Below are 25579 nucleotides of genomic sequence, written 5' to 3'. Positions count from 1 at the left end.
CATCTGACACTTAATGGGAAAGCCCGGTGATGACAACGACTTCGGACTTCTGCCCCGGAACCGACTTGCCGGCCATCCCCCTCCCGCGCGCCGAACACTGTCCCCTTGCCGCCCCGGCCGAGTTCGTGGACTGGCGCGACGAGCCGGGGCTGCGGCGGGTCATGTATCACGGGCGGCCGGCGTGGGCGGTGAGTCGCTACCGCGACATCAGGGCGGCGCTGCTGGATCCGCGCTTGTCCGCCGACACCATCCCGGCCGCCCTGAAGCCGGCGGGACCTGACAGCACCATCCCGGTGATGTTCGCGCGGGTCGACGATCCCGAGCATCATCGGTTGCGGCGCATGATGACTCGCGATTTCACCTTCCGGCGCTGCGAGGCCATGCGCCCGCAGATCCAGGATCTGGTCGACCAGCACCTCGACAGGATGATCGCCGGCGGGCCGCCCGCGGACCTGGTGCGTGACTTCGCGCTGCCGGTGCCCTCGCTGGTCATCGCGATGCTGCTGGGTGTGCCAGCTGAGGACCTGGGGCTGTTCCAGCACCACTCGACGGTGGGGCTGCAGACGAGCGCAACCGACGAGCAGCGGGCCGAGTCGTTCGGGGCCATGTACGTCTACATCCACGAGCTGGTGGAGCGCCGGGTCCACGACCCCGGTGACGACTTGATCAGCCGCCTGGTCACCGGGTACGTCATGACCGGCCAGCTCACCCGCGAGACCGCGGCCATGACCGGTGTGGTGATGATGCTGGCCGGCCACGAGACCAGCGCGAACATGATCTCGCTGGGAACCGTTGCGCTGCTGGACAATCCCGACGTGTTCCGCCGGCTCGGCGAGACCGGTGACTCGTCGGCGGCAGCGAACGTCGTCGAGGAACTGATGCGCTACCTCAGCATCGTGCACAGCCAGGTCGATCGCGTGGCGACCGAGAACCTGACCCTCGGCGGCCAAGTGGTTCGTGCCGGGGACTTCCTCGTCATGAACCTGCCCGCGGGCAACTGGGATCCCGAGTTCACCGACCACCCGGAGACCTTCGATCCTGGCCGGAATTACCGGGGGCACTTGGGTTTCGGCTACGGTACGCACCAGTGCATCGGCCAGAACCTCGCGCGGGTCGAGATGCAGGTCGCGTTCGCCACGCTGGCGCGGCGGCTGCCCGGGCTGAAACTGGCCGTACCGCCGGAGGAGCTGAGCTTCAAAGAGGCCGACATCTACGGCATGAAGGAGCTTCCGGTCAGCTGGTGACGCGTGCTGTCACCGCGCCACGTCCGCGGAGCCGCTTGTGGATCGTGTCGGCGGCGGGTACGGCGAGCAGGGCGGTCAGCCAGCCGGCCCACGTCGGGCCGGTTTGGCCGAGCAGGTGGCAGATACAAAAAGGCCGCCAGCATGGCGAGTTCGGCGCCGACGGCGACCAGCAGCAGGCGGGTGGTCCGCCGCGCCACGGTCCAGGCGGGGCGCGTCGTGCTGCGGCAGGCGAAGGCGTTGGCCACCTGCCCGAACACCACGGCGGTGAACGCGGCCCCAGAGGCTGCGAGAAGCGCCGGACCGTGCGGGAAGGGCGCACCCGGCCGCCAGCCGAGGGCGAGGAACGCGGCCAGGAAGGCGCCGCGCTTTACGGCGGCCTCGGCCGGGCCCAGCACCCCGAACGCGCGCGAACAGTCGCCGATCCAGCAGGTGTCCGTGCGCCGGGGCCGTTCGAGCACGTGCGCGGCGGCCGACTCCGCCCCCAGGGCCAGGGCGGTCAGGACGTCAGTGCCGATGTCGAGCGCCAACACCTGCAGCACCCCGATCGAGAGGGGGAACGTCCCGGCGCTGAGCGCCCAGACCACGAACGGGGCGAGCTCGGCCACGTTGTCGAGGTGATAGGTGAGGAAGCGGCGCAGGTTGGCGAACGTGGCCCGGCCCTGTTCGACGGCGGCGACGATGGTGCTGATGTTGTCGTCGAGCCGCACCAGGTCGGCGGCTTCGCGGGCCACGTCGGTGCCCGACCGGCCCATGGCCACCCCGATTGCCGCTTCGCGCAGGGCCGGCGCGTCGTTGACCCCGACGCCGGTCATGGCAACCACGTGGCCGCGGCGCGGCAGCGCCTGGCGCGGCGGGTCTTCCAGCGCGAGCAGCCCCAGCAGCGTCAGGTCGCGCTCGGCTTCGGCGGCCGAACCCGCGATTCGGCCGCGGCGGGCCGGCGCCGCCGGACAGAGGCCAAGGTCACGACCGATTCTCGACGTGTTCGCCCATCATGGCGGGCAGGCGAACGCCAGGCCGACGCCGTCGGGCGGCGGCACGGGCTGCAGGCAGCCGAACGGCTCGATGCCGGCCGTGCCGAACCGCACCGCCGAGCGGTGGGCGTAGTTCACGCAGAACAGGCCGGACCGGTCGGCCCGGCAGCGGTAGTCGCCGAAAGACAGCGAATCACCGTCGGCCAGCACGGGCCCGTCACCGTCGACGAAGGGACCGGGGTCGCCGCGGGCCGCGCCCACCTGCAGGTTCGTCCCGTCGAAGAAGACCCACCCGCCTTTCCATTCGCCGTAGGCGGTCGCTGGCGCGGGCGGGGGATTCGTCAACTCGACCAGGCAAACGGGCGCGGGCCCGGTGTGTTTGGCGTCGGTCATGCACGCGACTTTGCCGGCCTGTGCGGTGAAGGCGACGTCGTCGCCCAGTGGGGTTACAACGCCGTCGCGCGTCACGGTGTGGAAGCCGGCGGGGTCGGCGGGGTGACCCGCCTCGATCCAGGCGATCACCTCCGAGATCGCGGCGTGCGCGGCCGGCGGGGCGGGCCGCCCAGAGGCGGTGGTGCTCGTCGTCGGGGAGGTCTCAGGCGCCTGGCCGGTAGGCGGGGGCTGACCGGGGTCGCCGTGTGAGCATCCGGCGACCAGCAACGTCAGCGCGACCAGCGCGGCGATCCGCATTGGGCCAGGCTAACCGCCGAGCCACGAACCAGCCCCGAATGCGGCGCTGCGCGCGCGTTGTGCGCGTCGTGTCGGTTACGGTCGGGACATGCATGAGCGCACCGTCCGCGCGCACACGGCCGCCGGCGCCGTCGAAGGTTTCACCCGCGACGGGGTGCACCGCTGGCGATCCATCCCCTATGCCCGCCCCCCGCTGGGGCCGCTGCGCTTCCGCGCGCCGCAGCCCGCGCGGCCGTGGTCGGGGGTGCGGCACTGCCACGGATTCGGCAACTGCGCGCCCCAGCAGCGGCGATACACCCTGCTCGGGGTCGGCAAGTACCAGCCGATGAGCGAGGACTGCCTCACCCTCAACGTCGTCACCCCCGAATCCGGCGGCGCGGAGCCGCTACCGGTGATGGTCTTCATCCACGGTGGCGGGTACATCCTGGGCAGCTCGGCGACGCCGCTCTACGACGGTGCGGCGCTGGCGCGCCGCGGGTGCGTCTACGTGTCGGCGAACTACCGGCTCGGGGCGCTGGGCTGCCTGGACCTGTCGTCGCTGTCGACACCCGACGTCCAAATCGACGGAAACCTTTTCCTGCGCGACCTGGTACTGGCGCTGCAGTGGGTACGCGACAACATCGCGGCCTTCGGCGGCGACCCGGACAACGTCACCGTCTTCGGCGAAAGCGCGGGCGCGCACATCACCGCCACGCTGCTGGCGGTGCCCGCCGCCGCAGGGTTGTTCACCCGCGCGATCGCCGAAAGTCCGGCCTCGGGCATGACGCGGCCCAAGGAGACCGCCGCCGAGTTCGCGACCCGCTTCGCCGAACTGCTCGGGGCCCGGCCCCGGGGCGCCGCGCAGGCCCTGCTGCAGGCCTCGCCGCAGCAGCTGGTCGATGCGCAGCACCGCCTGCTCGACCAGGGCATGAAGGACAGGCTGGGTGCCTTCCCGATCGGTCCCGTCTTCGGTGACGACGTCCTGCCCGCCGACCCCGTCGAGGCGATGCGGCGCGGGCATGCGCATCGGGTGCCGCTCGTCGTGGGCACCAACGCCGAGGAGGGCAGGTTGTTCACCCGCTTCCTGCGGATGCTGCCCACCAACGAGTCGATGATCGAGGAGCTGCTGGCCGACGCCGAACCGGCTGCGCGCGAACGCATCACCGCCGCCTACCCCGACTACCCCGCGTCGTCGGCGTGTATCCAGCTCGGCGGGGACTTCGCGTTCGGCTCGGCGGCCTGGCAGATCGCCGAGGCCCACGGCGCCCACGCGCCCACCTACCTGTACCGCTACGACTACGCCCCGCGGACCCTGCGCTGGTCGGGTCTGGGCGCCACGCATGCCACCGAGTTGTTCGCGGTCTTCGACATCTATCGGACCCGGTTCGGCGCGTTGCTGACGGCCGCGGCCGACCGCCGGGCCGCGCTGCGGGTCAGCAACGAGGTGCAGCGCCGCTGGCGGACCTTCAGCCGCACCGGGGTACCCGGCGACGACTGGCCCGCCTACATCGCCGAGGACCGCGCCGTCATGGTTTTCGACCGCAGGAGCCGCGTCGAGTTCGACCCGCATCCGCATCGCCGGAGGGCCTGGGAAGGCTTTTCACTGGCGCGTTGACCTGGCACGCTGACCCCCATGCACGCCGACACCGAGCAAGTCATCGAAGGCCCCGACGACCTCACGGCCTCCTGGTTGAGCGCGGCGATCGGCGCACCCGTCGCGGATTTCACCGTGGAGCGCATCGGCACCGGCCAGATGAGCGAGTGTTACCGGGTGCGGCTCGGCTACGCGGACGGGCCGGCCGGCCCCGACCGACCCGAGTCGGTGGTGCTGAAGGTCGCCGCGACCGATCCGATGAGTCGCCAGACCGGGCTCGCGCTGGGTCTCTACGAACGTGAGGTCTGCTTCTACGGCGACATCGCGCCACGTCTGGGTGGCCCGGTCGCGCCCTGCTACCACGCCGCGGTCGACACCACGACCGGCGTCTTCGACCTGCTGCTCGGCGACGCGGGTCCGGCCGTCGTCGGCGACGAGATCGCCGGCGCCACAACGGAACAGGCACGACTGGGCGTCGAGGAGCTGGGACGGCTGCACGGCCCGCTGCTCGGGGATCCGGCGCTGGCCGAGGCGCCGTGGCTCAACCGCGAGTCGCCGCTGAGCCAGGCGATGGTCGCCCCGCTGTATGCCGGTTTCGTCGACCGCTACGGCGAGCAGATCGAGCCGGCGCACCGCGTGGTGTGCGAACGGCTGGTGGCCTCGTTCGACGGGTACCTGGCGCAGGAGTCCGAGCCGGACCGGATCCAGGGGCTGGTGCACGGGGACTACCGCCTGGACAACATGTTGTTCGGCAGCGAGGGGGCCGACCGCGCGTTGACCGTGGTCGACTGGCAGACCGTCTCGTGGGGCCCCGCGCTGACCGACCTGGCCTACTTCCTGGGGTGCGCGCTGTCGCCGCCGGACCGTCGGGAGCACTACGACGCGTTGCTGCGCGCCTACCACGAGGCTCTGGGACCCGACGCCCCCATCGGCCTGGCCGAAGTAGCCGAAGGTGTGCGCCGCCAGAGCTTTTTCGGGGTGATGATGGCGATCGTCTCCTCGATGCTGGTGGAGCGCACCGAGCGCGGTGACCGGATGTTCATGACGATGCTGCAACGGCATTGTGAGCACGTGATCGACACCGACGCGTTGGCGACGCTGCCGGCCGCGAAGGCACCCGAGTCGCTGCGACCGGACGAGGACGACGAACTTGCGCACGCCCCGACCGCCGAACCGCTGTGGAGCGAAAGCTGGTATGCCGACTTCGCCGATCCCGCACAGGGATTGGGCGGCTGGTTCCGCCTCGGACTGATCGCCAACCAGCGGCAGGCCCTGGTGCACGCGCTGCTGTGCGGCCCCGGCATGGCGACGGTGGCCGTCGACGCGCTGGTTCCGCTGCCCGCGGACCCGTGGGTGGTGGCCACCGACACCGTCGAGCTGGGTCACTCGGCCACCGCCGCGCTGCGGACCTACCGCGTCGACCTCCGCGCGCAGGCCCGGGCGTACGACGACCCCTCGGCCCTGTTGCGCGGGGAGCCGGGAAGTCCGGTCGAGATGACGATGCAGCTGGTGTGGACCACCGACGGCGCCCCGTACAAGTACCGGCTCACGACGCGCTACGAGATCCCGTGCACGGTCTCGGGCACTGTCAGCGTGGACGGCACCAGCTACCGCGTCGCCTCCGTGCCCGGACAGCGCGACCACTCCTGGGGGGTGCGCGACTGGTGGAGCATGGACTGGATATGGAGCGCGCTGCACCTCGACGACGGCACGCACCTGCACGGCGTGAACATCCGCATCCCCGGGGCCCCGGCGTTCAGCGTCGGCTACGTCCAGGACCCCGACCACAATGTCACCGAGGTGCACACGGTTGACTCGCGGGAAGCATTCGGCGCCAACGGTCTACCGCTGGACGCGACTGTGGTCTTCGACCCGGGCGGGATCGCCGCGGACATCGAGGTGAGCGGCCAGGCGCCGGTTCGGCTGGTCTCCGCCGACGGGCGGGTGAGCCAGTTCCCGCGCGCCTGGGTCACCGTCACCGCCACGGACGGCCGTCGCGGCGTCGGCTGGGTGGAGTGGAACCGCAACCTGGCGAGCAGGTGAGCCGAGCCGGGGCCGGTGTGCCGCCGCCGATCGTGGTCATGGGTGTCTCCGGCGCGGGCAAGTCGACGGTGGGTTCGGCGCTGGCGCAACGGTTGCGGGTCCCGTTCGTCGACGCCGACATCCTGCACCCGCCGGCCAACATCGCCAAGATGGCCGCGGGCGAACCGCTCGACGACGACGATCGCCGCCCGTGGCTGGACGCGGTCGGGGAGTGGTTGGCGGGCCATCGATCCGGCGGCGTGGCAAGCTGTTCTGCGCTCAAGCGCGCCTACCGCGACCGGTTGCGCGCGCACTGCCCGCGCGTCGAGTTCCTGCACCTCAGTGGTTCGCCGGAGCTCATCGGCGCCCGGGTGGCCGCCAGGGCAGGGCATTTCATGCCGGCCGCGCTGCTGCGGTCGCAGTTCGAGGTGCTCGAGCCCCTCGGCGCCGACGAGGCCGGTGTCACCGTCGACGTGGGCCGGGATGTCGGCGCGATCTGCGACGCCTACCTGTCCGCTTCGGCGGCGCGCCGGTGCGCCGACGGCTGAAAACTGTTGCGCGCCTGCCCGTTCAGCGAATCCGGCGCTTGACTTTCGAACCGACCCGCTCCAGCGCGTTCTCGGCCGCGTGGCCGTTCGCGGAATCGGCGAGATGACGTGCGGATTCCGCGAGGTGCTCGCCGCGGGCCCGGGCGGTGTCGGCCAGGTCGCGGCCGCGCTCGAGGGCGGACCGGGCCCAAGGCTGCTCGGCGATCTCGGCGGCCTGAGAAGCCAGTTTCTCGCCGCGTTTGCGGGCCTTCTTCGTCAGCGGTTCGGCCCTTTCGACGGCCTCGCCAGCCAGTTCGCGGCCGCGTTCGGCGCGCGCCTGCAACCCGTGCACGATCTTCTCGCCGAGCTCGTCGAGGTCGGGGCCGACCGTGTCCGAGAGGTCCGGCAGCGCCGAGGACACCTTGTCGGTGAGGCGCTCGGCCGCCCGGCGGCCGCGCCACCCCAGCGACGGCTTGCCCGCGGTGTCGGCGGCCGCGATCATCAGACCGCCCAGCAGGCTGAGGTCGGTCAGGAAATCCTTGCGCTTCTCGGCTTTGCGCTGCGGGTCGGTCTCGCTCCAGAACATGTGCGCGCCCAGGTTGCCCGGCAACACGGTGAAAGCCAGCGCCGCCGAGGCGACGCGCGGCATCCGCCCGGTGGCGAGCAGCAGGCCACCCCCGACCTGGACCGCCGCGGTGATCTGCGCGACGGTCTGCGGGTCGCTCGGAACGCTGCTGCCCACCGGATCCGGCAACGACTGGAGGCCACCCACCGCGGGCGCCGCGGCCTCGGCCGCGGCCTTGGGGTTGAGCAGTGAATCGATTCCTTGCCCGATGAACACGGCCGACAACAGCGGCCGCGCGATTCTGCGGATCAACATGGCAGCCTGGTTACCCCACGCGCCCGCAAACAAACCGCCCCGTCCGCAGCGCGAATCCGGGGCCCGTATTCCCAGCTGACAGGGGTGCGGCGGCGATAGGGTGGACCCGTGCGGGCGTTGGTCATCGTCGACGTGCAGAACGACTTCTGCGAGGGTGGCGCGCTGGCGGTCGCCGGCGGCGCCGCGCTGGCGTCGGCGATCAACGACTACCTGGCGGCCGGACCGGGCTACCGGCACGTCGTGGCCACCAAGGACTGCCACGTCGACCCGGGGGATCACTTTTCCGACCGGCCGGACTTTTCGTCGTCCTGGCCACCACACTGCCTCGCCGGAACCCCGGGTGCGGACTTTCCGCCCGGCCTCGACACCGGTCCGATCGAGGCGGTCTTCTGCAAAGGCGCCCACGCCGCCGGGTACAGCGGCTTCGAGGGCGTCGACGAGGACGGCACCTCGCTGCTGGCGTGGTTGCGGCGGCGCGGCGTCGACGCGGTCGACATCGTCGGCATCGCCACGGACCATTGCGTCCGGCGCACCGCCGAGGACGCGGCGCGGGCCGGTTTGGCGACGCGCGTGCTGGTGGACCTGACACGCCCCGTCGCCGCGGACTCGGCCGCGCGGGCCCTGGCCGCGATGCGGGCGGCGGGCGTCGAGCTGGTCGAGGCGGCCTGATGGTGGTGCCGCCGGATCGGCAGCGTCTGCTGGCCGCGGTGGAGCGCTCGCCGCAGGCGGCCGCGGCGCACGACCGTGCCGGCTGGGTCGGGTTGTTCGCCACCGACGGCCGCATCGAGGACCCGGTGGGTTCGCGGCCGCACGTGGGGCACCGGCAGATCGGCCGCTTCTACGACACCTTCATCGGTCCGCGCGACATCACGTTTCACCGCGATCTCGACGTCGTCGTCGGCACGGTCGTCGTGCGGGATCTGGAGCTCGAGGTCTGCATGGGTTCGGCCGTGACGATGCACATTCCGGCGTTTCTGCGCTATGACCTTCAGCAAGACCTGCGAGAAGGCAACGGCCAGTGGCGGATTGCCCGGCTGCGGGCCTACTGGGAGTTGCCCGCGATGATGCTGCAGTTCCTCGGGACCGGCTCGCGGGCGATCCGTCCCGCCGTGCAACTGTCGCGAGGATTGCTGACCAACCAGGGCCTGCGGGGAACCGCCGGCTTCGGGGCCGGTTTTCGCCGCGTGGGTGCACGGCACCAGAAGTTCGTCGAGGCATTCCTGGGCGCCGTGACCCGCGGCGATACGACGACCGCAGGACGTGCCCTGTCCCCAACCGCCACAATAACTTTGGGCGACGACCAGCCCCTCGGCCTCGCCGGGCTCGCCGAGCGACTCGAGGGCGGCGGCTGGACCAAGACGATCGGTGCCGGATCCACCGTGACCGTCGCGGTGAACTCGGGGCGCGGGCGCGCCGTCCTGTTCGCCGAGGTGGCCCGGCGGGCCGACGCGATCGACGGGATCGGGTACTTCCCCGCCTGATCGCCCAGGCCGGATTCATAGCCAGGTTGCGGGCCGGACCAGCAGCGCCAGCGTTGCCGCCGACAGGCACAGGTAGGCGCCCGGGAACGCGATGTTGTAGAGGACACGCGCCCTCAGATGTGTCACGACGGCTCCGAGGAAGAACAGGACCAGACCGGTGGCGGCGGCGATTCCCAGGGCGGGCGTGCCGAGCAGCCCGGCGGCCAGTCCTACGGCGCCGGCCAGCTTCACCGCTCCCAACGCCGGCAGCCACGAGCGCGGCACCCCGACCTCGGCCGAGTTCGCCAGGACGCACCGTGCGGGGATGAAGTCGGCCACGGCGATTGCGGCGGTGATGGTCGCGGTGATCAGCGTGATCACGATGCACGCGGTATGCACTGCGCTCACACCGTTGCCGGGCGGGCGCGGTGATCTGCGTGGTGGTGGGCCGGATGGCTGCAACGCTCGCCGCGGCGCACAATCGATTGCGTCATAACGGGTCTCCTCTGGGACTAGGGGTTCGATGGATGCGGACATCTTCTTGACGACTCCCGCGCAGGAAAGGTGACCCATGTGCGCACACAATCTCGCTGATCTGGCGCAACGGTTCGACGCGGACCGGCGACACCTGAGGTCGGTGGCGTTTCAGCTGCTGGGCTCGGTCGCGGACGCCGAGGATGCGGTGCAGGCGGCCTGGTTGAAGGCCAGTCGTGCAGATCTCGGCTCCATCAGCGGGATTGACAACGTGACCGGCTGGTTCACCACGATCGCCGCACGCGAGGCGCTCGACCAGCTTCGAGCGCCTCGGCGCCTGCCGACGAAGATGCGCTGCTGGCGGATTCGGTCAGCGGCGCGCTGCTCGTCGTGCTCGATCGGCTCTCACCCGCGCAGCGCGTTGCTTTCGTGCTGCATGACGTGTTCGCGGTGCCGTTCGAGACGATCGGCGCCCTGTTGGACCGGTCGCCGACGGCCGCGAAAAAGCTGGCCAGCCGAGCCCGGGGCCGGCTGCACGCCGGCCCGGCCGAGTCACGCCGACTCGCGCCCGAACACCTCGAGATCGTGGAGGCGTTCCTGGCGGCGTCTCGCGGCGGTGATGTCGCCACCTTGCTCGAGTTGCTGGCTCCCGACGTGATGCGCAGGGTCGACCGGTCGCTGGTCCCGCCCGGGGTGCCGACCGAGTTGCGTGGCGCCCGTGAGGTCGCCGAGGAGGCTCGTCGCTTCGCCGGACGCGCGCAAACCGGTGTGGTGCTGCTCATCGACGGGACACCGGGCATCGTGATCGCGCCGGGCGGGCACGCCCGGGTCCTGCTGCTGATCGGCGTCGGAGCCGACAGCCACATCCATACGATCGACATCCGCGGCGACGCCGACCGCCTGCGTCGGGCCGTTCTGGCGTTGCCGTACCCGCCGCCCGGGCGACCCCGCGGTGGCATCGGGTACCAAGGACACTAGAAGTGGCCGGCGCGCGACCGGCCGGGACCGAAGACCGGGGAGCGCCATGCTCGACGAGCCGTTCGCACGGCGGGGCCTGCTGCGGGGCGCCGGCGCGCTCACCGCGGCGGCGCTGACACCGTGGTCGGGCGGCTGCGCTTCCGACGACGACGACGCGCTCACCTTCTTCTTCGCCGCCAACCCGGACGAACGCGATGCCAGGATGCGCGTCATCGAAGCGTTCCGGCGCCGCTACCCCGACATCAAGGTGCGGACGCTGTTGTCCGGGCCCGGCGTGATGCAGCAGCTCTCGACGTTCTGCGCCGGCGGCCGATGTCCCGACGTGCTGATGGCCTGGGAATCGACCTACGCCGAATTGGCCGGCCGGGGAGTGTTGCTCGACCTGAACACGATGCTGGCGCGCGATCGGGCGTTCGCCGCCGAGCTCGAGGCCGACCGCCTCGGCCCGCTCTACGACGTCTTCTCGTTCAACGGGGGCCAGTACGCGTTCCCCGAGCAGTGGTCCGGGAACTACCTGTACTACAACAAGCGCCTGTTCGCCGCGGCCGGGGCGCCGGCACCGCCCGGGACGTGGGCGCAGCCCTGGACGTTCGGTGAGTTCCTGGATACCGCTTCCGCGCTCACCAGGCGGGACGGTTCCGGGCGGACCACGCAGTGGGGTTTCGTCGACACGTTCCTGCCGTACGCGTCGGCGGGGCTGTTCGCCATGAACAACGGTGTGCCGTGGTCGACCCCGCTGAAGAACCCCAGCCACTTCAATTTCGGGGACGACGCGTTCATCGAGGCGGTGCAGTTCTACGCCGACCTGGCCACCAAGCACCAGGTGGCGCCCACCGCCTCGGAGACCCAGTCGATGTCCACGCCCAACCTGTTCGCGGCCGGCAAGGCGGCGATCGCGCTGGGCGGCCACTGGCGCTATCAGACGTTCCTGCGCGCCGACGGCCTGGAGTTCGACGTCGCGCCACTTCCGACGGGGCCGGCGCTGCCGAAGGGGCATGCGGCCTGTTCCAACATCGGCGCCACCGGCCTGGCCATCTCGGCGAGCAGCCAACGCAAGGACCAGGCCTGGGAATTCGTCAAATTCGCGACCGGATTCGTCGGGCAGTCTCTGATCGGTGAATCGTGTCTTTTCGTGCCGGCGCTACACTCCGCGCTGACCTCCCGCGGGTTCGCCGCGGCCCACGCCCGGTTGCGCAACCTGTCCGTGCTCACCGAAGGTCCGGCCCACTCCGAGGCGTTGCCGATCACCACGGCATGGGAGAAGGTCAGCGCCCTGATGGACCGCAACTTCGGTCCCGTGCTGCGCGGGTCGAAGCCCGCGACGACGCTGGCCGGGATGTCGCACGCCCTCGCCGAGGTGCTGCGCAACCCATGACACCGATCCGCACACGCTCCCCGGGCGCCCGCCCGCTGCGACGACGCGCCCGGGCGGGCCGGCTGTTCGTGACGCCGAACCTGGCCGCGGTCTGCGTCTTCATGCTGTTCCCGCTCGGGTTCTCGCTGTACATGAGCTTTCAGCAGTGGGACCTGTTCACACCGCCGAAGTTCGTGGGCCTGAAGAACTTCGGGGACCTCACGTCCGACCCGTTGTTTGTCATCGCGCTTCGCAACACGGTGGTTCTCACGGTCGGCACCGTGGTGCCGACCGTGCTGATCAGCCTCGTCGTGGCCGCCGTGCTGAGCCGGGAAGTCAAGGGCATCGGCATCTTTCGCACCATCGTGTTCCTGCCGCTGGCCATCTCCTCGGTGGTGATGGCGGTCGTGTGGCAGTTCGCCTTCGACACCGACAACGGGTTGCTCAACATCGTGCTCGGCTGGGCCGGGGTCGGCCCGGTTCCCTGGCTGATCCAACCACAATGGGCCATGGTGTCGCTGTGCATGGTCAGCGTGTGGCGGAGCGTGCCGTTCGCCAGCGTCGTACTGCTGGCCGCAATGCAGGGAGTGCCGGGAAACCTCTACGAGGCCGCCAGGATCGACGGTGCGGGCGGGATACGACAGTTCGTCTCCATCACCGTGCCCATGATCCGGGGTGCCATGTCGTTCGTGGTAGTCATCTCGGTCATCCACGCCTTCCAGGCGTTCGACCTGGTGTATGTCCTCAACGGGCCCAACGGCGGTCCGGAGACCGCGACGTACGTGCTGGGCATCATGCTGTTCCAGCACGCGTTTTCGTTCCTGGAGTTCGGATATGCCTCCGCGCTGGCGTGGGTGATATTCGCCATCCTGCTGGTGTTGACCGTGCTGCAGTTACGCATCACGCGGCGTCGCTCCTGGGAGGCTTCCCGTGGGCTTGGTTGAGCACCCCACGCGCATGTTCAAGCGCAACGCCATCCGGACCGTGGTCGTCTACACGGCCCTGATCGGCATCGCCTGCTGTGCGCTGTTCCCGATCGCGTGGGCGGTCTCGGGATCCTTGAAGAAGGAGGGCGAGGTCACCGAGCCGACGTTGTGGCCGGTGCGGCCGCAGTGGTCGAACTACACCGAAGTGTTCGCGTTGATGCCGTTCTGGCGGATGTTCTTCAACACCGTGCTCTATGCCGGCTGCGTCACGGCCGGGCAGGTGTTCTTCTGCTCGCTGGCCGGATATGCGTTCGCGCGGCTGCAATTCCGCGGCCGCGATGCGCTGTTCTTCGTGTACCTGACCACCCTGATGGTGCCGCTGACGGTCACCGTCATCCCGCAGTTCATCCTGATGCGGACCCTCGGCTGGGTCGACACGCCCTGGGCGATGATCGTGCCCGGTTTGTTCGGCAGCGCCTTCGGCACCTACCTGATGCGGCAGTTCTTCCTGACACTGCCCACCGATCTGGAGGAAGCCGCGATCCTCGACGGGTGCTCCTCGTGGCAGGTCTACTGGCGGGTTCTGCTGCCCCATGCCAGGCCCGCGGTGCTGGTGCTCGCGGTGCTCACGTGGGTCAACGTGTGGAACGATTTTCTGTGGCCGCTGCTGATGATCCAGCGCGACGGCCTGGCCACGCTGACCCTCGGCCTGGTCCGGATGCGCGGGGAGTACGCCGCCCGCTGGCCGGTGCTCATGGCGACGTCCATGCTGATCATGTTGCCGCTGGTGCTCATCTACGCCATCGCGCAGCGTTCCTTCGTCCGCGGCATCGCCGTGACCGGGCTCGGTGGCTAGTCGTGGCCTCGGTGAGTTTCGAACGCGCGACCCGCCGCTACCCGGGCGCGGACCGGCCGGCACTGGACGGGCTGGACCTGGTGGTCGGCGACGGCGAGTTCGTCGTGCTGGTGGGCCCGTCCGGGTGCGGCAAGACGACCTCGCTGCGGATGGTGGCCGGACTGGAGACGCTGGATTCCGGGCGCATCCGCATCGGCGACCGCGACGTCACCGACGTCGACCCGAAGTATCGCGACGTCGCGATGGTCTTCCAGAACTACGCCCTCTACCCACACATGACGGTCGCGCAGAACATGGGCTTCGCGTTGAAGATCGCCAGGACGCCGAAGGCCGAGATCCGCGAGCGGGTGCTGGCCGCGGCCGACCTGCTCGACCTGCGCCCGCATCTGGACCGCAAACCCAAGGACCTGTCCGGGGGGCAACGCCAGCGGGTGGCGATGGGCCGCGCCCTCGTGCGCCGTCCGCAGGTGTTCCTGATGGACGAGCCGCTGTCCAATCTCGACGCCAAGCTGCGGGTCCAGACGCGCAACCAGATCGCCGCACTGCAACGGCGACTCGGCACCACCACCGTCTACGTCACCCACGACCAGGTGGAGGCCATGACGATGGGCGACCGGGTCGCCGTGTTGTGCGACGGCGTGCTTCAGCAGGTCGCCGCGCCCCGCGAGCTCTACCGCAACCCCGCCAACGTCTTCGTGGCGGGCTTCATCGGCTCGCCGGCCATGAACTTGTTCACCCTGCCGATCGTGCATTCTTCAGTGTCGCTGGGGGATTGGCCCATCCAGGTACCACGTGAGATCGCCGCCAGAGCGGCACAGGTCGTCGTCGGAGTGCGTCCCGAACACTTCGAGGTGGGTGGTCCCGGGGCCCAGGGGGGCGTCGAGATGCAGGTGGACGTGGTCGAGGAACTAGGAGCGGACGCGTACCTGTACGGGCGAATCATCCTCTCGGGCAACGCCGTCGATCAGACCGTCGTGGCGCGCGCCGACGGGCGCCGGCCGCCGGAACGGGGTAGCCGCGTGTGCCTGCACCCCGAGCCCGGGCACGTGCATTTCTTCGGCGCCGACGGCCGCCGCATTCCCGTGGAGCTGCCGAGCGGCGTGCGGCCCGGCGACCCATCGGATCGGGGCTGAGGTGGCGGCCGTGAGCGTGGCACACGCCGACCTGGTCTGCGAGGGCGGAGGCGTGCGGGGCATCGGACTGGTCGGCGCGGTGGACGCGCTGGCCGAAGCTGGCTACCGGTTCCCGCGCGTCGCCGGCAGCAGCGCGGGCGCGATCGTCGCCTCGCTGCTGGCCGCTCTGGAGGTGGCCGGCGAACCGCTGAGTCGGCTCGGCGACGTGATGCGCAGCATCGACTACCGAAAGTTCCTCGACCGCAGCATGATCGGCCGGATTCCTGTCATCGGCGGGGGACTGTCGCTGCTGGTGTCCGACGGTGTCTATCGCGGGGCCTACCTGGAGCGTCTGCTCGCCGGGCTGCTCGGTGAGCTGGGCGTGCGCACGTTCGCCGATCTGCGCACCGGGGAGAAGCCCGACCAGTTCGCGTGGTCACTGGTTGTGACCGCCAGCGATCTGTCCCGACGCCGACTGGTGCGCATTCCGTGGGACCTGCCCGATTACGGGGTGGACCCGGACACCTTTCCGGTGGCCCGCGCGGTTCACGCCTCGGCGGCGATCCCGTACGTGTTCCAACCGGTCCGGGTGGCAGGGGCCACCTGGGTCGACGGTGGATTGTTGTCGGACTTTCCGGTTCAGTTGTTCGACGAGCCCGACGGCCGGCCCCGCTGGCCGACATTCGGCATCCGGCTCTCGGCGCGTCCCGGCATTCCGCCCACCCACCCGGTGCACGGCCCGGTGTCGCTGGGCATTGCCGCCGTCGAGACGCTGATGAGCAACCAGGACAACGCCTACATCGACGACCCGTGCACGGTGCGACGCACCATTTTCGTTCCCGCCGAGGAGGTCAGTCCGATCGATTTCGGCCTTTCCGCCCAACAACGGGACGCGCTTTACCAACGCGGTTTGCGAGCGGGCCGAAACTTTTTGACGACCTGGAATTACCCGGCCTATCTGGCCGCGTGCGGGCCACCGACCGGCGACCGGAAGTGAGGTGAGGGCCGGCAAGCTGCCGAGTGCACGGACACCCGGCAGCTTGCGCCACTGCGGCGGGCGTCACCGCGTCCAGAACAGGAGATCGCGCCCACCGGCGTCGTACACCACGCTGTTGGGGTTGGGCCCCACGACGTCGAAGTACAGTTTGCCGCTTCTCTCGTCGCCTTGGTTCACCACGGCCGGGTTCATGCCCTGGGCGGTGGCCACGTTACCGAGCTCGGGGTAGTTGTCGCCGTTTGCCGCACGGGCGTTGAAGTCCGGGATGATCGGCTGGACGTTCCCGCGGATCGCCCGGACGGTCGCGTCGGCCTCCCACAGGTGGCCGCGGGGCTGATACGGGATCGGGTCGTTGCTCGGGCGCAGGTTGCTCACTGTCCAGCCCGTGATCACGGCGCCGTCGGAGTCGTTGAGCCTCTCCTGGTTGCCGAACTTCTTGAAGACGGGGTAGGCGTCGGCCGATGCGGCGGGTGCGCTCGCAATCCCGACCCCCGTCGCCGCGGCCAGAGTCGCGACCGCCGTCGTCCCGATTTGGGAGAGCTTCATGCTTCGTTCCTCTCGTTCGCGTCATTTTTTTGAACTAGACAAGGCGTACCTCGAAGCCGCCCGGCCAAACGTTCTCCGCTCGGACTGATTGCCTTTGCCGCATTGCAATTGGAATTCGTCACGTGTTGTGAAGTGCGTCATGGTCGCCCGGCAGCGTGAGGCCGGCGTCAGCGACACCACAAATTGTGATGTCGGGCTCTGGCGCGCCGCGCCGGTGATCACCCGTGGGCCTTTCTAGGATTGCCGGCGTGGTCGATCGCTATGGAACCGACGTACTGGCCGCCGGCCGGCGCAAGCCCCGTTCGACCGAGCATCCCGCCGAGCTGGGGTTGGTGGTCGAGGACGCGCAGACGGGCTATGTCGGTGCCGTGGTGCGGGTCGAGTACGGCCGGGTCGACCTGGAAGACCGGCACGGCCGGACCCGCGGATTTCCCCTCGGACCCGGGTATCTGCTCGAGGGACGTCCGGTGATCCTCACAGCACCCCGACGCGCCGCGCCGGCTGCCCCGCCCAGGACGGCGTCGGGCTCCGTCGCGGTGCCGCGCGTCCGCGCCCGGGTCGCGCGCGCCAGCCGGATCTATGTCGAGGGACGCCACGACGCCGAGCTGATCGCGCAGGTGTGGGGCGATGACCTGCGCGTCGAGGGTGTGGTTGTCGAGCACCTCGGCGGCGTCGACGACCTGGTGGACATCGTTGCCGAGTTCGGTCCGGGCCCGGGGCGCCGGCTCGGTGTGCTCGTCGACCACCTCGTGGCGGGTTCGAAAGAGGCGCGCATCGCCGACGCGGTGCGGCGCGGACCGGGTGGCGACGACACGCTGGTCGTCGGCCATCCCTACGTCGACATCTGGCAGGCCGTCAAGCCGCAGCGGCTCGGCCTGAAAGCCTGGCCGCAGGTGCCGCGGCACGTGGAGTGGAAAAGCGGCGCCTGTCAGGCCCTGGGCCTGCCGCACGCCGCCCAGGCCGACATCGCCAGGGCCTGGCAGCACATTCGGTCCCGCGTGCGCGACTGGAACGATCTCGAGCCCGCGCTGATCGGCCGGGTCGAGGAGCTCATCGACTTCGTGACGCAACCGTCGGAGTCCTGAACCCGGCCGCAGACCCCGCGAGCGCCATGCTCGCGTGACGCTCGGCGCGACGAATTCCCCTCGTCCGGGCCATAATTCACCCACGCGCAGTCACCGGGGCGGCCGAGATGTTTCAGCGAAGTGATGTTTCGTGTCGTCCGTGTAAATCACTCCCGCTCGCCGTCACATACGGGTGTCCTCGGAGCACTAACACCGTGAAGACCCCGTGAAGACCCCATATCCAGCGAGAAAACGGAGGAAGCCCATGACCGACGCGCTCGTCATCGACGCCGCGGCCCTGGACCGGTTGTCGTGCAACGCCAAGGCCGACCCCGCGACCGGCAAGAAGACCCTGAAGGCCACTACGGTGTGCGAGGCCGGATTTCGCAACATGACCTATGTACGCGACCTCGCACCGATGCTGGTGGGGGAGCCGCCGGCGCTGCTGGGCGACGACTCGGCGCCCAACCCGTCGGAAACCGCCCTGGCCGCGCTCGGTTCCTGCATCTCGGTCGGGATGCTCGCCAACGCGACGCACCGGGGCGTGACCCTCACCAAGATCGAGGTCGAGATGGAAGGCGACATCGACATCTCCGCCGTGTGGGGGGTCGGTGACACTCCCGACGGCAAGCTCCTGGGCTTCAGCGCGGTCCGTTGCACGGTGACCCTGGCCGCAGACGTCGACGAGGCGACGCTCAAGGAGATCCACGACAACGCGATCGCCTGGTCGCCCGTGGTGAACACGTTCCGCAACCCGGTCAGCGTCGACTCGACCCTGTACACCCAATAGGAAGCCCACCGTGACAACCACATTGACCAAAACGGTTCTCGCGGAGGCCATCAGGCTGGCCCGTGTGGAACGCGGACTGAGCTGGGCGAAAATCGCCGAGTCGATCCGCAAGGACCCGGTATGGACCGTGGCGGCGCTGCTCGGCCAGCACCCGCTCGCGGCCGGCGACGCGGCGACGGTCGCATCGCTCCTCGACCTCGATGACGAGGCGGTGACGGTGCTACAGACCGCCCCGTACCGGGGATCGGATTCGGTCGCCGCGAAGGATCCGACGATCTACCGGTTCTACGAGGCGTTGGCCGTCTATGGCCCGGCGATCAAAGAACTCATTCACGAGGAATTCGGCGACGGCATCATGAGCGCGATCAACTTTCAGCTGAGCGTGCGACGGCGTCCCGATCCGCAGGGCGACAGGGTGGTCGTCATCTTCGACGGAAAGTTTCTCGACTACGCATGGCAACACGCCGCGCAGCAGGCGCAGGAGGTACTCGAATGACGGCGACGATGGATCCCGCGGCGGGCCGATTGGATCTCGAACTGCTGGAAGACATCCGGGCCCATGCCGGCGTGTTGGACCGCGGTGAGCAGCACTCCCGGCGCAGCTTCACCGCACTGGGTGCGGCCGGGCTGCTCGGGATCGGTGCGCCGGGCAACGCCGACGGCCGGCTTCCCGACATGGCCGAGGTGATCCGGCTGATCTCCGGGGAGTGCATGAGCACGGGATTTTCGCTGTGGGCCCACCGGATGGCGGTGGAGTACCTGCTCACGGCCGCGACGCCGTTCAGCGCGGCCGCGGCCCGGCCGCTGCTTGCCGGCATCGCATTGGGCGTCACCGGCATGGCGTCGGCGTTCAAGGAGGCGGCGGGCTGCGGCAACCTCGAACTGACGGCCACACCGGTGGCGGACGGCTACGAGGTGTCCGGCGCCATCAGGTGGGCCAGCAACCTCTACCGCGACTCGACCCTGGTCACGGCGGCGCGTACCGAGAACGGCGAAAAGCTGATCGTGGCCATGCCGTTGGATATGCCGGGCGTGGCCCTGGGCAACCACTTCGACTTGCTCGCCATGGGCAGCACCGCCTCGTCGCACCTCACCCTCGAAGGCGTCCGCGTCGGTCCGGAGCAGGTGCTGTCACGCGACTTCGACGGGTTCCTGCAAGCCGTCCGCCCGACGTTCCTCGTCCTGCAGTCGGCCATGTGCCTGGGCCTGACCAGGACGACGGTGGAGGAGAGCCGGCGGGGGCTCACGGGGGTCAACGAGGTCTTCGCCGCCGATGTGGACCGCATCGCCGGCCGGCTCGCGTGCGCGGAGATGACGTTGGCGGGCCTGGCGGCGGCGGTCGGCAGCCCCGGACAGCCGACCAAGAGGCAGCTGCTGGCGCTGCGCCTCACGGCCGCCGAACTGTCCAGCGCCAGCGCCGATCTGGAGATCCGGACCGCCGGCGGCAAAGGATATGCGAGCAGGACACCGGCGAGCCGGCGCTACCGGGAGGCGGCGTTCATCCCCGTCCAGTCACCGTCCGAGGCTCAGCTGCGCTGGGAACTCGCCCGATGTGCCTGAGCACGGATCCATGGTGACCCCGGTGGCGATGCCGCCCGAGGACACCGCGTACCGGCACCTGGTCGGCGGGATCCCGCTGGCGGTGCTGGTGCGCGACTTCCACCGCCCGCTGGTGAACTTCGCCCGGACCATGGTGGACTCGCCGGTGCTCGCCGAAGAAGCGGTGCAGGAGGCGTGGGTGCAGGTGATGCAGTCCTCGCGTTCCTTCCAGGGCCGTTCGTCGGTGAGCACCTGGCTGTTCGGGATCGTCAAGAACACCGCGTCGCGGCATCGGCGCCGCGAGTCCCGGATCCGCGACCACGAGGTGCTGGCCTCGGCAGAGGCCGAAGCCGCCGACCCGCTGTCGGGTCGCATGCACTCGGTCGGTCATCCCGACGCCGGACACTGGAGCGTCCCGCCGTCGCGGCGCTTCCTGCCCGAGGACCAGACCATGACGCAGGAGATCGTCGGCCACGTGCGCGCCGCGCTGGATGCGTTGCCGCAGCGGCAGCGGCAACTGGTCATCCTTCGCGACGTCGTCGGCATGACGGCCGAAGAGGCCGCCGAGACCCTCGACCTGTCCGCCGAGGCGCAACGCGCACTGCTCTACCGCGCCCGGGGGAACCTTCGCAACGCACTGGAGAAGCGGTACCCACGATGACCGTCCGTGACAAGGCAGTTCCCGCCATCGACTGCGTCGAATTCGTCCGGCTCGTCGACGATCTCGTGGACTCGGATCCGCGGCGCTGGGGCGCGATCGTGAGCCGGCACCTCGACGAGTGCCCGCCCTGCCTGGTCTACCTGCAACAAATGCTCGACCTCCGGATCCTGCTCAGCCACGTCTTCGACGGACAACAACTCAGCGACGAGCACATCGCCGGAGTGATCCGGGGCATCAACGCGTTCCGGGCAGGCCACTAACCCCACGAACTTGAGGAAAACCACAATGGCTCAGCTGATTTCGACCAGCCCTCCGATGACCGCACCGCCGGCACACCGGGCGGACGGAGATCCCTTCGAGCCGCTCGGCGTCGGGGCCATGGTGGACCGGGTGGCCGCCATGGCGGTCGAAAAGGCAACGCATCCCTGGGCTTTTCTGATACGTTCCCTGGTCGGTGGGGCGATGGTGACTTTCGGGGTGTTGCTCGCACTGGTCGTCAGCACCGGGGTGAAGACCCCCGGCGTCTCGAGCCTGCTGATGGGTTTGGCGTTCGGGATGTCGTTCGTTCTCATCCTGGTGTCGGGCATGTCGCTGATCACCGCGGATATGGCCGCCGGCTTCCTCGCCGTGCTCAAGGGCCGCATGAGCGTGGGTGGCTACGGGTTTCTGGTTGTCGTCGGACTCGTCGGCAACATCGCGGGAGCGCTGGTGTTCGTCACCGTCTGCGGCGCCGCCGGAGGTCCATACCTGGGTGCCTTCGCCGAGCGGGCGGCAGTCGTGGGCGCCCAGAAGGCCGGCCAGCCGCTCTGGACCGCGCTGTTGCTGGCGGTGATGTGCACCTGGTTCCTGCAGACGGCGATGTGCATGTACTTCAAGGCCCGCAGCGACGTCGCGCGAATGGCCTTCGCTTTCTACGGCCCGTTCGCCTTCGTCGTCGGCGGCACCCAGCACGTCGTCGCCAACGCCGGATTTGTGGGTCTTCCCTTGATGCTCAATTTGTTCCATCCAGCGGCGCCGCGCGGCGGGATCGGCTGGGGATTGGGCGAGGGCGGCCTGTTGACCAACATCTGCATCACCACGGTGGGCAATCTGATCGGCGGCACGCTGTTCGTGGCCCTGCCGTTCTGGGTCATCGCGCGGCTGCAACGCCCCGCCTCATGGCCGGCCGGTGACGGGACCGTTATGGCCGGGCGACGCAACGGGGCGCCGCTGAAGCACTCCGTCCCGCCGGTTGGGGACTAAAGCCTCACGACCGGGGGCACCCGTCGCCGATAACGTCCCTCCTGAAGGAGGGAGCGCGACATGTCAGCACCGAAGCAGCCCGGCGTGGTGGTCGCCACCGACGGTTCGGCGGCGTCCAATGTCGCCGTCGCCTGGGCGGCCCGTGACGCGGCGATGAGGAATGTTCCACTGACGGTCGTCCACGCGGTGGTCACCCCGACCGCGACCTGGCCGCCGATGCCCTACCCGGATTCCTTGGCGGTGCGGCTCGAGGACGACGGCAAGAAGGCCATCATGCACGCGGTCAAGATCGCCGAAGAGGCCATGCCGGCGGACCGCAAGGTCCCTATCGCCAGGGAGCTGGTCTTCGCGACCCCGGCGGCGACCCTGATCACGATGTCCGCCCAGGCGGAGATGGTCGTGGTGGGCAGTTCCGGGCATGGGCTGCTGGCCCGCGGCGTGATCGGTTCGGTCAGTTCGACGGTGGTGCGCCAGGCTTCCTGCCCGGTCGCCGTTGTCCACGAGGGAGACCTGCCGGCCCCGGACGCCCACGTCCTGGTGGGCATCGACGGCTCGCCGGCCTCCGAGCTAGCCACGGAGATCGCGTTCGACGAGGCCTCTCGGCGTGGGGTGAGCCTGGTGGCCCTGCACGCGTGGAGTGACCTCACGGTGAGCGACCTCGGGGAGTCCGGCCTGCCCGGACTGCTCGGGGAGGCGGAACGCAGCCTCGCCGAACGGCTCGCGGGCTGGCAGGAACGCTATCCCGACGTGACCGTGCGCCGGCTCGTCGTGCGCGACCGTCCGGCGCATGAGCTCATCGAAAACGCGGGCTCGGCTCAGCTCGTCGTCGTGGGCAGTCACGGCAGGGGCGGTTTGGCCGGCATGCTGCTGGGCTCGGTCAGCAACGCGGTGCTGCACTCCGTGCGGGTGCCGGTGATCGTGGCCAGGGCCGCCGCGGCAACCTGAAAAAGCCCCCCGGATCGTCCGGCGTCACCGATGGCGGGTGTCGGTCGACCACAGCGTCGCGCAGCCCGGGCACTGCAGGTTGACGCGCGTTGCCCGGTTGCTCAGCAGGTACTGCCAGTGTGTCGCGCAGTTGCGGCTGCTGCGGCACTCCGCGCATCTGCCGTGGCCCCAGTCGCAGCGCGGGCAGGGTAGCCAGGCGCGACGCGACGCGTCGGCGTGGGGGTCGATCGGGAGCGAATTCCGCAAACGGTGATCCATCGCAGGATAGGGTAGGCTACCCAAATTCTTCTGGCAAATCGGGCCGGGCGCCGAAATTCGCCCGACCCGTCCCGGCCCGTGGCCGGGTCGGGCGAATCGCGTTGCGGCGCCGACTCTCTCGGCGTGTGGCGGGCCGGAGAGCGCTGTAGCGAGACGCCGGCGCTCAACCCACCACCCGGCGAAGCGGGTGTAGGCCTGTCGCGGTGGGTAGAGACAAGCTATGACCGACACCCTCATCCAGACCTTCCACCCCCTTGACCCGCTCACCGCGGACGAGTTCCGGCAGGCGGCCGCGCTCCTGCGCCGGGAGAAATCGGTGGACGACCGCTGGCGCTTCGCCTCCATCGCACTGGAGGAGCCGGGCAAGCCCATGGTCGCCGCGTTCGAGGACACCGGCGCGGTGCCCGACCGCCGGGCGGCGGTGGTGTGTTTCGACCGCGACACCAACACGACGTTCAAGGCGCTCGTCTCGCTGACCGACGACGCGGTGGTGGCCTGGGACCGGGTGCCCGGCGTGCAACCCAACATCACGGTGGACGAGTTCCGGGAGGCGAACGAGGTCATGCGCCGCGATCCGCGCGTCGTCGCCGCGCTGCGCCGGCGCGGCATCACCGACGTGGACGACGTGTTCGCCGACATCTGGGCCTACGGGGACGTGCTGATCCCGGAGGACTACCGCGCCCGGCGGCTGGCGTGGTCGGACACCTGGCTCAAATCGCCGGGCGGTGCGAATCGGTACGCGCATCAGCTCAGGGGCTTCCACTGCATCCTCGACCTCAACTCCATGGAGGTGCTCGACATCGAAGAAGGGGAGCCGCTGGAGTTGCCTGAGATCATGGGCGAGTACCTGCCGGAGCACGTGCCCCGGCGCCTGCGCGACTCGAGTGTCAGAGAACCGTTGCGGCCGTTGGAGATCACCCAGCCCGACGGCCCGTCGTTCACCCTCAACGGAAACCTGCTGGAATGGCAGAACTGGTCTGTGCGAATCGGTTTCAACTGGCGCGAAGGGATGACGCTGCACACCGTCACCTACAACGACCACGGGCGCATCCGCCCGATCGCCCATCGGCTGTCGTTCGCGGAGATGACGGTGCCCTACCGTGACCAGTCCGACGACCACTACCGGCGCACGGCGTTCGACATCGGCGAGTGGGGCCTGGGATTCATGACGACCTCCCTGGCGCTGGGCTGCGACTGCCTGGGCGAGATCCGCTATCTGGACGCGACCTTGCACGACAGCACGGGCCGGCCGTACGTGATCAAGAACGCTATCTGCATCCACGAAGAAGACGACGCGGTGCTCTGGAAGCACGTCGACCCCGCCACCGGCGCCGAGGTGCGCCGCGCGCGCCGCCTCACCGTGTCCTTCCACGTGACTGTGGCCAACTACGAATACCTCGTGTACTGGCGCTTCTATCAGGACGGCAGCATCCAGAGCGAAGTGCGGGCAACGGGATTGATCCTGACCACCCACCTGTATCCCGGGGAGAAGGCGTCGCGGGGAGCGCTGGTGGATACCCGCACCTACGCGCCGTACCACCAGCATTTCCTCACCGCGCGAATCGATCTCGACGTCGACGGTAGCGACAACACCGTGTACGCCGGCGAAACCGAGCCGGTGCCGATGGGGCCCGACAACCCCTACGGGTTGTCGGTGCGGCAGAAGGAGATTCCGCTGCGCACCGAGCAGGACGGCAAGCAGGACTACTGTTGGGAAACCCAGCGGGCGTGGCGGGTGGTCAACGAGAACGTCACCAACGGTCTGGGCACCCATCCCTCCTACAAGCTGATCCCGGGCGGGGCGATCCCGGCCATGTTCGACCGCGACTCGCCGGTCCTGCAGCGCGCCGGAGTCATCGGCCACACCGTGTGGGTCACTCCCAACCATCCCGACGAGCGCTGGCCTGCAGGGGAGTTCGTGAACCAGAGCGGACCCGGCCTCGGTCTGCCCCGCTGGACCGCGGCCGACCGTCCCATCCATAACACCGACGTGGTGCTCTGGTACACCTTCGGGATTCACCACATCACCCGCCCGGAGGACTGGCCGATCATGCCGGTCGACACGGTGTCGTTCTGGCTCAAGCCCGTCGGGTTCTTCGATCGCACCCCGGCGTTGGATGTTGCGCCCAGCCAGGCAACCGCCTGCCATCGCAACGACGAGTGAAACCATCGCAGGAGGAAGCGGATATGTGGGAGAACAAGGTATTTCACAACATCATCGGCGGCGAGATCACCGCCGCTGCCGACGGAAGGCTGATGGACATCGTCAACCCCGCCACGGGCGAAACCTATGCCGTGGCGCCGAACTCGTCGGCCGAGGACGTCGACCGGGCATTCCGGGCAGCGGCGCGGGCATTCGAATCATGGCGTTGGTGCACCCCCGGCGACCGGCAGCGGGCCCTGCTCAAACTCGCCGACGTCATCGAGGACAACGCCGACGAACTCGTGGCGATCGAAAGCGAGAACACCG

General features: G+C 69.5%; 26 protein-coding genes and 1 pseudogene. 22 read left to right on the top strand and 5 right to left on the bottom strand.

Going from position 1 to position 25579, the window contains the following annotated elements:
* The first annotated feature begins 29 nt into the window (after window positions 1-29).
* Window positions 30-1244, top strand: coding sequence for a cytochrome P450 (locus AC2VOR_RS15610; protein WP_486964081.1), 1215 nt, complete (start codon window positions 30-32; stop codon window positions 1242-1244).
* Here AC2VOR_RS15610 and AC2VOR_RS15605 read toward each other — a convergent pair.
* Together AC2VOR_RS15605 and AC2VOR_RS15600 are read right to left on the bottom strand one after the other, a co-directional pair.
* Entirely contained in the window at window positions 1211-2056 is an 846-nt protein-coding gene (locus AC2VOR_RS15605; protein ID WP_486964080.1) for a cation transporting ATPase C-terminal domain-containing protein, read from the bottom strand. The genes AC2VOR_RS15610 and AC2VOR_RS15605 overlap by 34 nt on opposite strands.
* Before the next feature lie 177 nt (window positions 2057-2233).
* A complete protein-coding gene (locus AC2VOR_RS15600) occupies window positions 2234-2905 on the bottom strand; it encodes a hypothetical protein (RefSeq protein ID WP_486964079.1) in 672 nt (223 codons plus the stop codon).
* Window positions 2906-2993: 88 nt separating this feature from the next.
* On the opposite strand from AC2VOR_RS15600, the gene AC2VOR_RS15595 reads away from it, so the two are divergent.
* Genes AC2VOR_RS15595 through AC2VOR_RS15585 form a run of 3 tightly spaced genes read left to right on the top strand, consistent with a single transcriptional unit; the run spans window position 2994 to window position 7048 of the window.
* Window positions 2994-4499 (top strand): carboxylesterase/lipase family protein, encoded by a 1506-nt coding sequence (locus AC2VOR_RS15595; RefSeq protein WP_369738754.1) that lies wholly within the window; start codon window positions 2994-2996, stop codon window positions 4497-4499.
* Window positions 4500-4517: 18 nt separating this feature from the next.
* Window positions 4518-6521, top strand: coding sequence for a DUF7064 domain-containing protein (locus AC2VOR_RS15590; RefSeq protein WP_486964078.1), 2004 nt, complete (start codon window positions 4518-4520; stop codon window positions 6519-6521).
* A gap of 38 nt (window positions 6522-6559) precedes the next feature.
* Window positions 6560-7048: a gluconokinase gene (locus tag AC2VOR_RS15585; RefSeq protein WP_369741604.1), complete on the top strand. Its 489-nt coding sequence runs from the start codon at window positions 6560-6562 to the stop codon at window positions 7046-7048.
* Window positions 7049-7070: 22 nt separating this feature from the next.
* Here the strand turns inward: AC2VOR_RS15585 and AC2VOR_RS15580 are convergent, their stop codons facing one another.
* A complete protein-coding gene (locus tag AC2VOR_RS15580; RefSeq protein WP_369738752.1) occupies window positions 7071-7907 on the bottom strand; it encodes a DoxX family protein in 837 nt (278 codons plus the stop codon).
* A 108-nt stretch (window positions 7908-8015) separates the two neighbouring features.
* Between AC2VOR_RS15580 and pncA the strand changes: the two genes are divergently transcribed.
* Together pncA and AC2VOR_RS15570 are read left to right on the top strand one after the other, a co-directional pair.
* Window positions 8016-8576: a pyrazinamidase PncA gene (pncA, locus tag AC2VOR_RS15575; RefSeq protein WP_369738751.1), complete on the top strand. Its 561-nt coding sequence runs from the start codon at window positions 8016-8018 to the stop codon at window positions 8574-8576.
* Window positions 8576-9388 carry a ketosteroid isomerase family protein gene (locus AC2VOR_RS15570; protein ID WP_369738750.1) on the top strand — a complete coding sequence of 271 codons (813 nt, stop codon included), beginning with the start codon at window positions 8576-8578 and terminating at the stop codon, window positions 9386-9388. The genes pncA and AC2VOR_RS15570 overlap by 1 nt, the downstream gene beginning before the upstream one ends.
* Before the next feature lie 15 nt (window positions 9389-9403).
* Here the strand turns inward: AC2VOR_RS15570 and AC2VOR_RS15565 are convergent, their stop codons facing one another.
* Window positions 9404-9766, bottom strand: coding sequence for a DoxX family protein (locus AC2VOR_RS15565; RefSeq protein ID WP_369738749.1), 363 nt, complete (start codon window positions 9764-9766; stop codon window positions 9404-9406).
* A gap of 172 nt (window positions 9767-9938) precedes the next feature.
* Between AC2VOR_RS15565 and AC2VOR_RS15560 the strand changes: the two are divergent.
* From AC2VOR_RS15560 to AC2VOR_RS15535, 6 genes and pseudogenes are all read left to right on the top strand, one after another.
* Window positions 9939-10819, top strand: a pseudogene (locus AC2VOR_RS15560) (sigma factor).
* Between the two features lie 46 nt (window positions 10820-10865).
* Window positions 10866-12194, top strand: coding sequence for an ABC transporter substrate-binding protein (locus tag AC2VOR_RS15555; RefSeq protein WP_369738747.1), 1329 nt, complete (start codon window positions 10866-10868; stop codon window positions 12192-12194).
* Window positions 12191-13117, top strand: coding sequence for a carbohydrate ABC transporter permease (locus AC2VOR_RS15550; protein WP_369738746.1), 927 nt, complete (start codon window positions 12191-12193; stop codon window positions 13115-13117). Before AC2VOR_RS15555 ends, AC2VOR_RS15550 begins: the two co-directional genes overlap by 4 nt.
* A 13-nt stretch (window positions 13118-13130) precedes the next feature.
* On the top strand, window positions 13131-13955 hold the full coding sequence (locus AC2VOR_RS15545; RefSeq protein WP_369741603.1) for a carbohydrate ABC transporter permease: 825 nt from the start codon (window positions 13131-13133) through the stop codon (window positions 13953-13955).
* A gap of 2 nt (window positions 13956-13957) precedes the next feature.
* Complete coding sequence (locus AC2VOR_RS15540) at window positions 13958-15088, top strand: ABC transporter ATP-binding protein (protein ID WP_369738745.1); 1131 nt, start codon at window positions 13958-13960, stop codon at window positions 15086-15088.
* Between the two features lies 1 nt (window position 15089).
* Entirely contained in the window at window positions 15090-16064 is a 975-nt protein-coding gene (locus AC2VOR_RS15535) for a patatin-like phospholipase family protein (protein WP_369738744.1), read from the top strand.
* Between the two features lie 63 nt (window positions 16065-16127).
* Here the strand turns inward: AC2VOR_RS15535 and AC2VOR_RS15530 are convergent, their stop codons facing one another.
* On the bottom strand, window positions 16128-16610 hold the full coding sequence (locus AC2VOR_RS15530) for an MPT63 family protein (RefSeq protein ID WP_369738743.1): 483 nt from the start codon (window positions 16608-16610) through the stop codon (window positions 16128-16130).
* A 248-nt stretch (window positions 16611-16858) separates the two neighbouring features.
* Between AC2VOR_RS15530 and AC2VOR_RS15525 the strand changes: the two genes are divergently transcribed.
* The 10 genes from AC2VOR_RS15525 to AC2VOR_RS15480 form a co-directional block, all read left to right on the top strand.
* On the top strand, window positions 16859-17695 hold the full coding sequence (locus tag AC2VOR_RS15525) for a DUF3097 domain-containing protein (RefSeq protein ID WP_486964077.1): 837 nt from the start codon (window positions 16859-16861) through the stop codon (window positions 17693-17695).
* Window positions 17696-17939: 244 nt separating this feature from the next.
* Entirely contained in the window at window positions 17940-18464 is a 525-nt protein-coding gene (locus tag AC2VOR_RS15520; protein ID WP_369738741.1) for an OsmC family protein, read from the top strand.
* 10 nt (window positions 18465-18474) lie between these two features.
* The gene (gene cynS, locus AC2VOR_RS15515; protein ID WP_369738740.1) at window positions 18475-18960 is read left to right on the top strand and encodes a cyanase; all 486 of its coding nucleotides are present in this window, start codon (window positions 18475-18477) and stop codon (window positions 18958-18960) included.
* Window positions 18957-20024: an acyl-CoA dehydrogenase family protein gene (locus tag AC2VOR_RS15510; RefSeq protein WP_486964076.1), complete on the top strand. Its 1068-nt coding sequence runs from the start codon at window positions 18957-18959 to the stop codon at window positions 20022-20024. Before cynS ends, AC2VOR_RS15510 begins: the two co-directional genes overlap by 4 nt.
* 10 nt (window positions 20025-20034) lie before the next feature.
* Entirely contained in the window at window positions 20035-20664 is a 630-nt protein-coding gene (locus tag AC2VOR_RS15505) for an RNA polymerase sigma factor (protein ID WP_369738738.1), read from the top strand.
* The gene (locus tag AC2VOR_RS15500) at window positions 20661-20924 is read left to right on the top strand and encodes a hypothetical protein (protein ID WP_369738737.1); all 264 of its coding nucleotides are present in this window, start codon (window positions 20661-20663) and stop codon (window positions 20922-20924) included. The genes AC2VOR_RS15505 and AC2VOR_RS15500 overlap by 4 nt, the downstream gene beginning before the upstream one ends.
* 55 nt (window positions 20925-20979) lie before the next feature.
* Entirely contained in the window at window positions 20980-21906 is a 927-nt protein-coding gene (locus AC2VOR_RS15495) for a formate/nitrite transporter family protein (protein WP_369741602.1), read from the top strand.
* Window positions 21907-21966: 60 nt separating this feature from the next.
* Window positions 21967-22851: a universal stress protein gene (locus tag AC2VOR_RS15490; RefSeq protein ID WP_369738736.1), complete on the top strand. Its 885-nt coding sequence runs from the start codon at window positions 21967-21969 to the stop codon at window positions 22849-22851.
* A 478-nt stretch (window positions 22852-23329) separates the two neighbouring features.
* Window positions 23330-25273 (top strand): primary-amine oxidase, encoded by a 1944-nt coding sequence (locus AC2VOR_RS15485; protein WP_486964075.1) that lies wholly within the window; start codon window positions 23330-23332, stop codon window positions 25271-25273.
* Between the two features lie 23 nt (window positions 25274-25296).
* Window positions 25297-25579, top strand: a 283-nt coding sequence (locus AC2VOR_RS15480; RefSeq protein ID WP_486964074.1) for an aldehyde dehydrogenase family protein, incomplete at its 3' end; no start/stop codon positions are given.

The organism is Mycobacterium sp. TH-M103 (genome assembly GCF_057473785.1).
The sequence above is the reverse complement of the archived record's forward strand: the minus strand, read 5'-3'. Positions and strand labels throughout refer to the sequence as shown.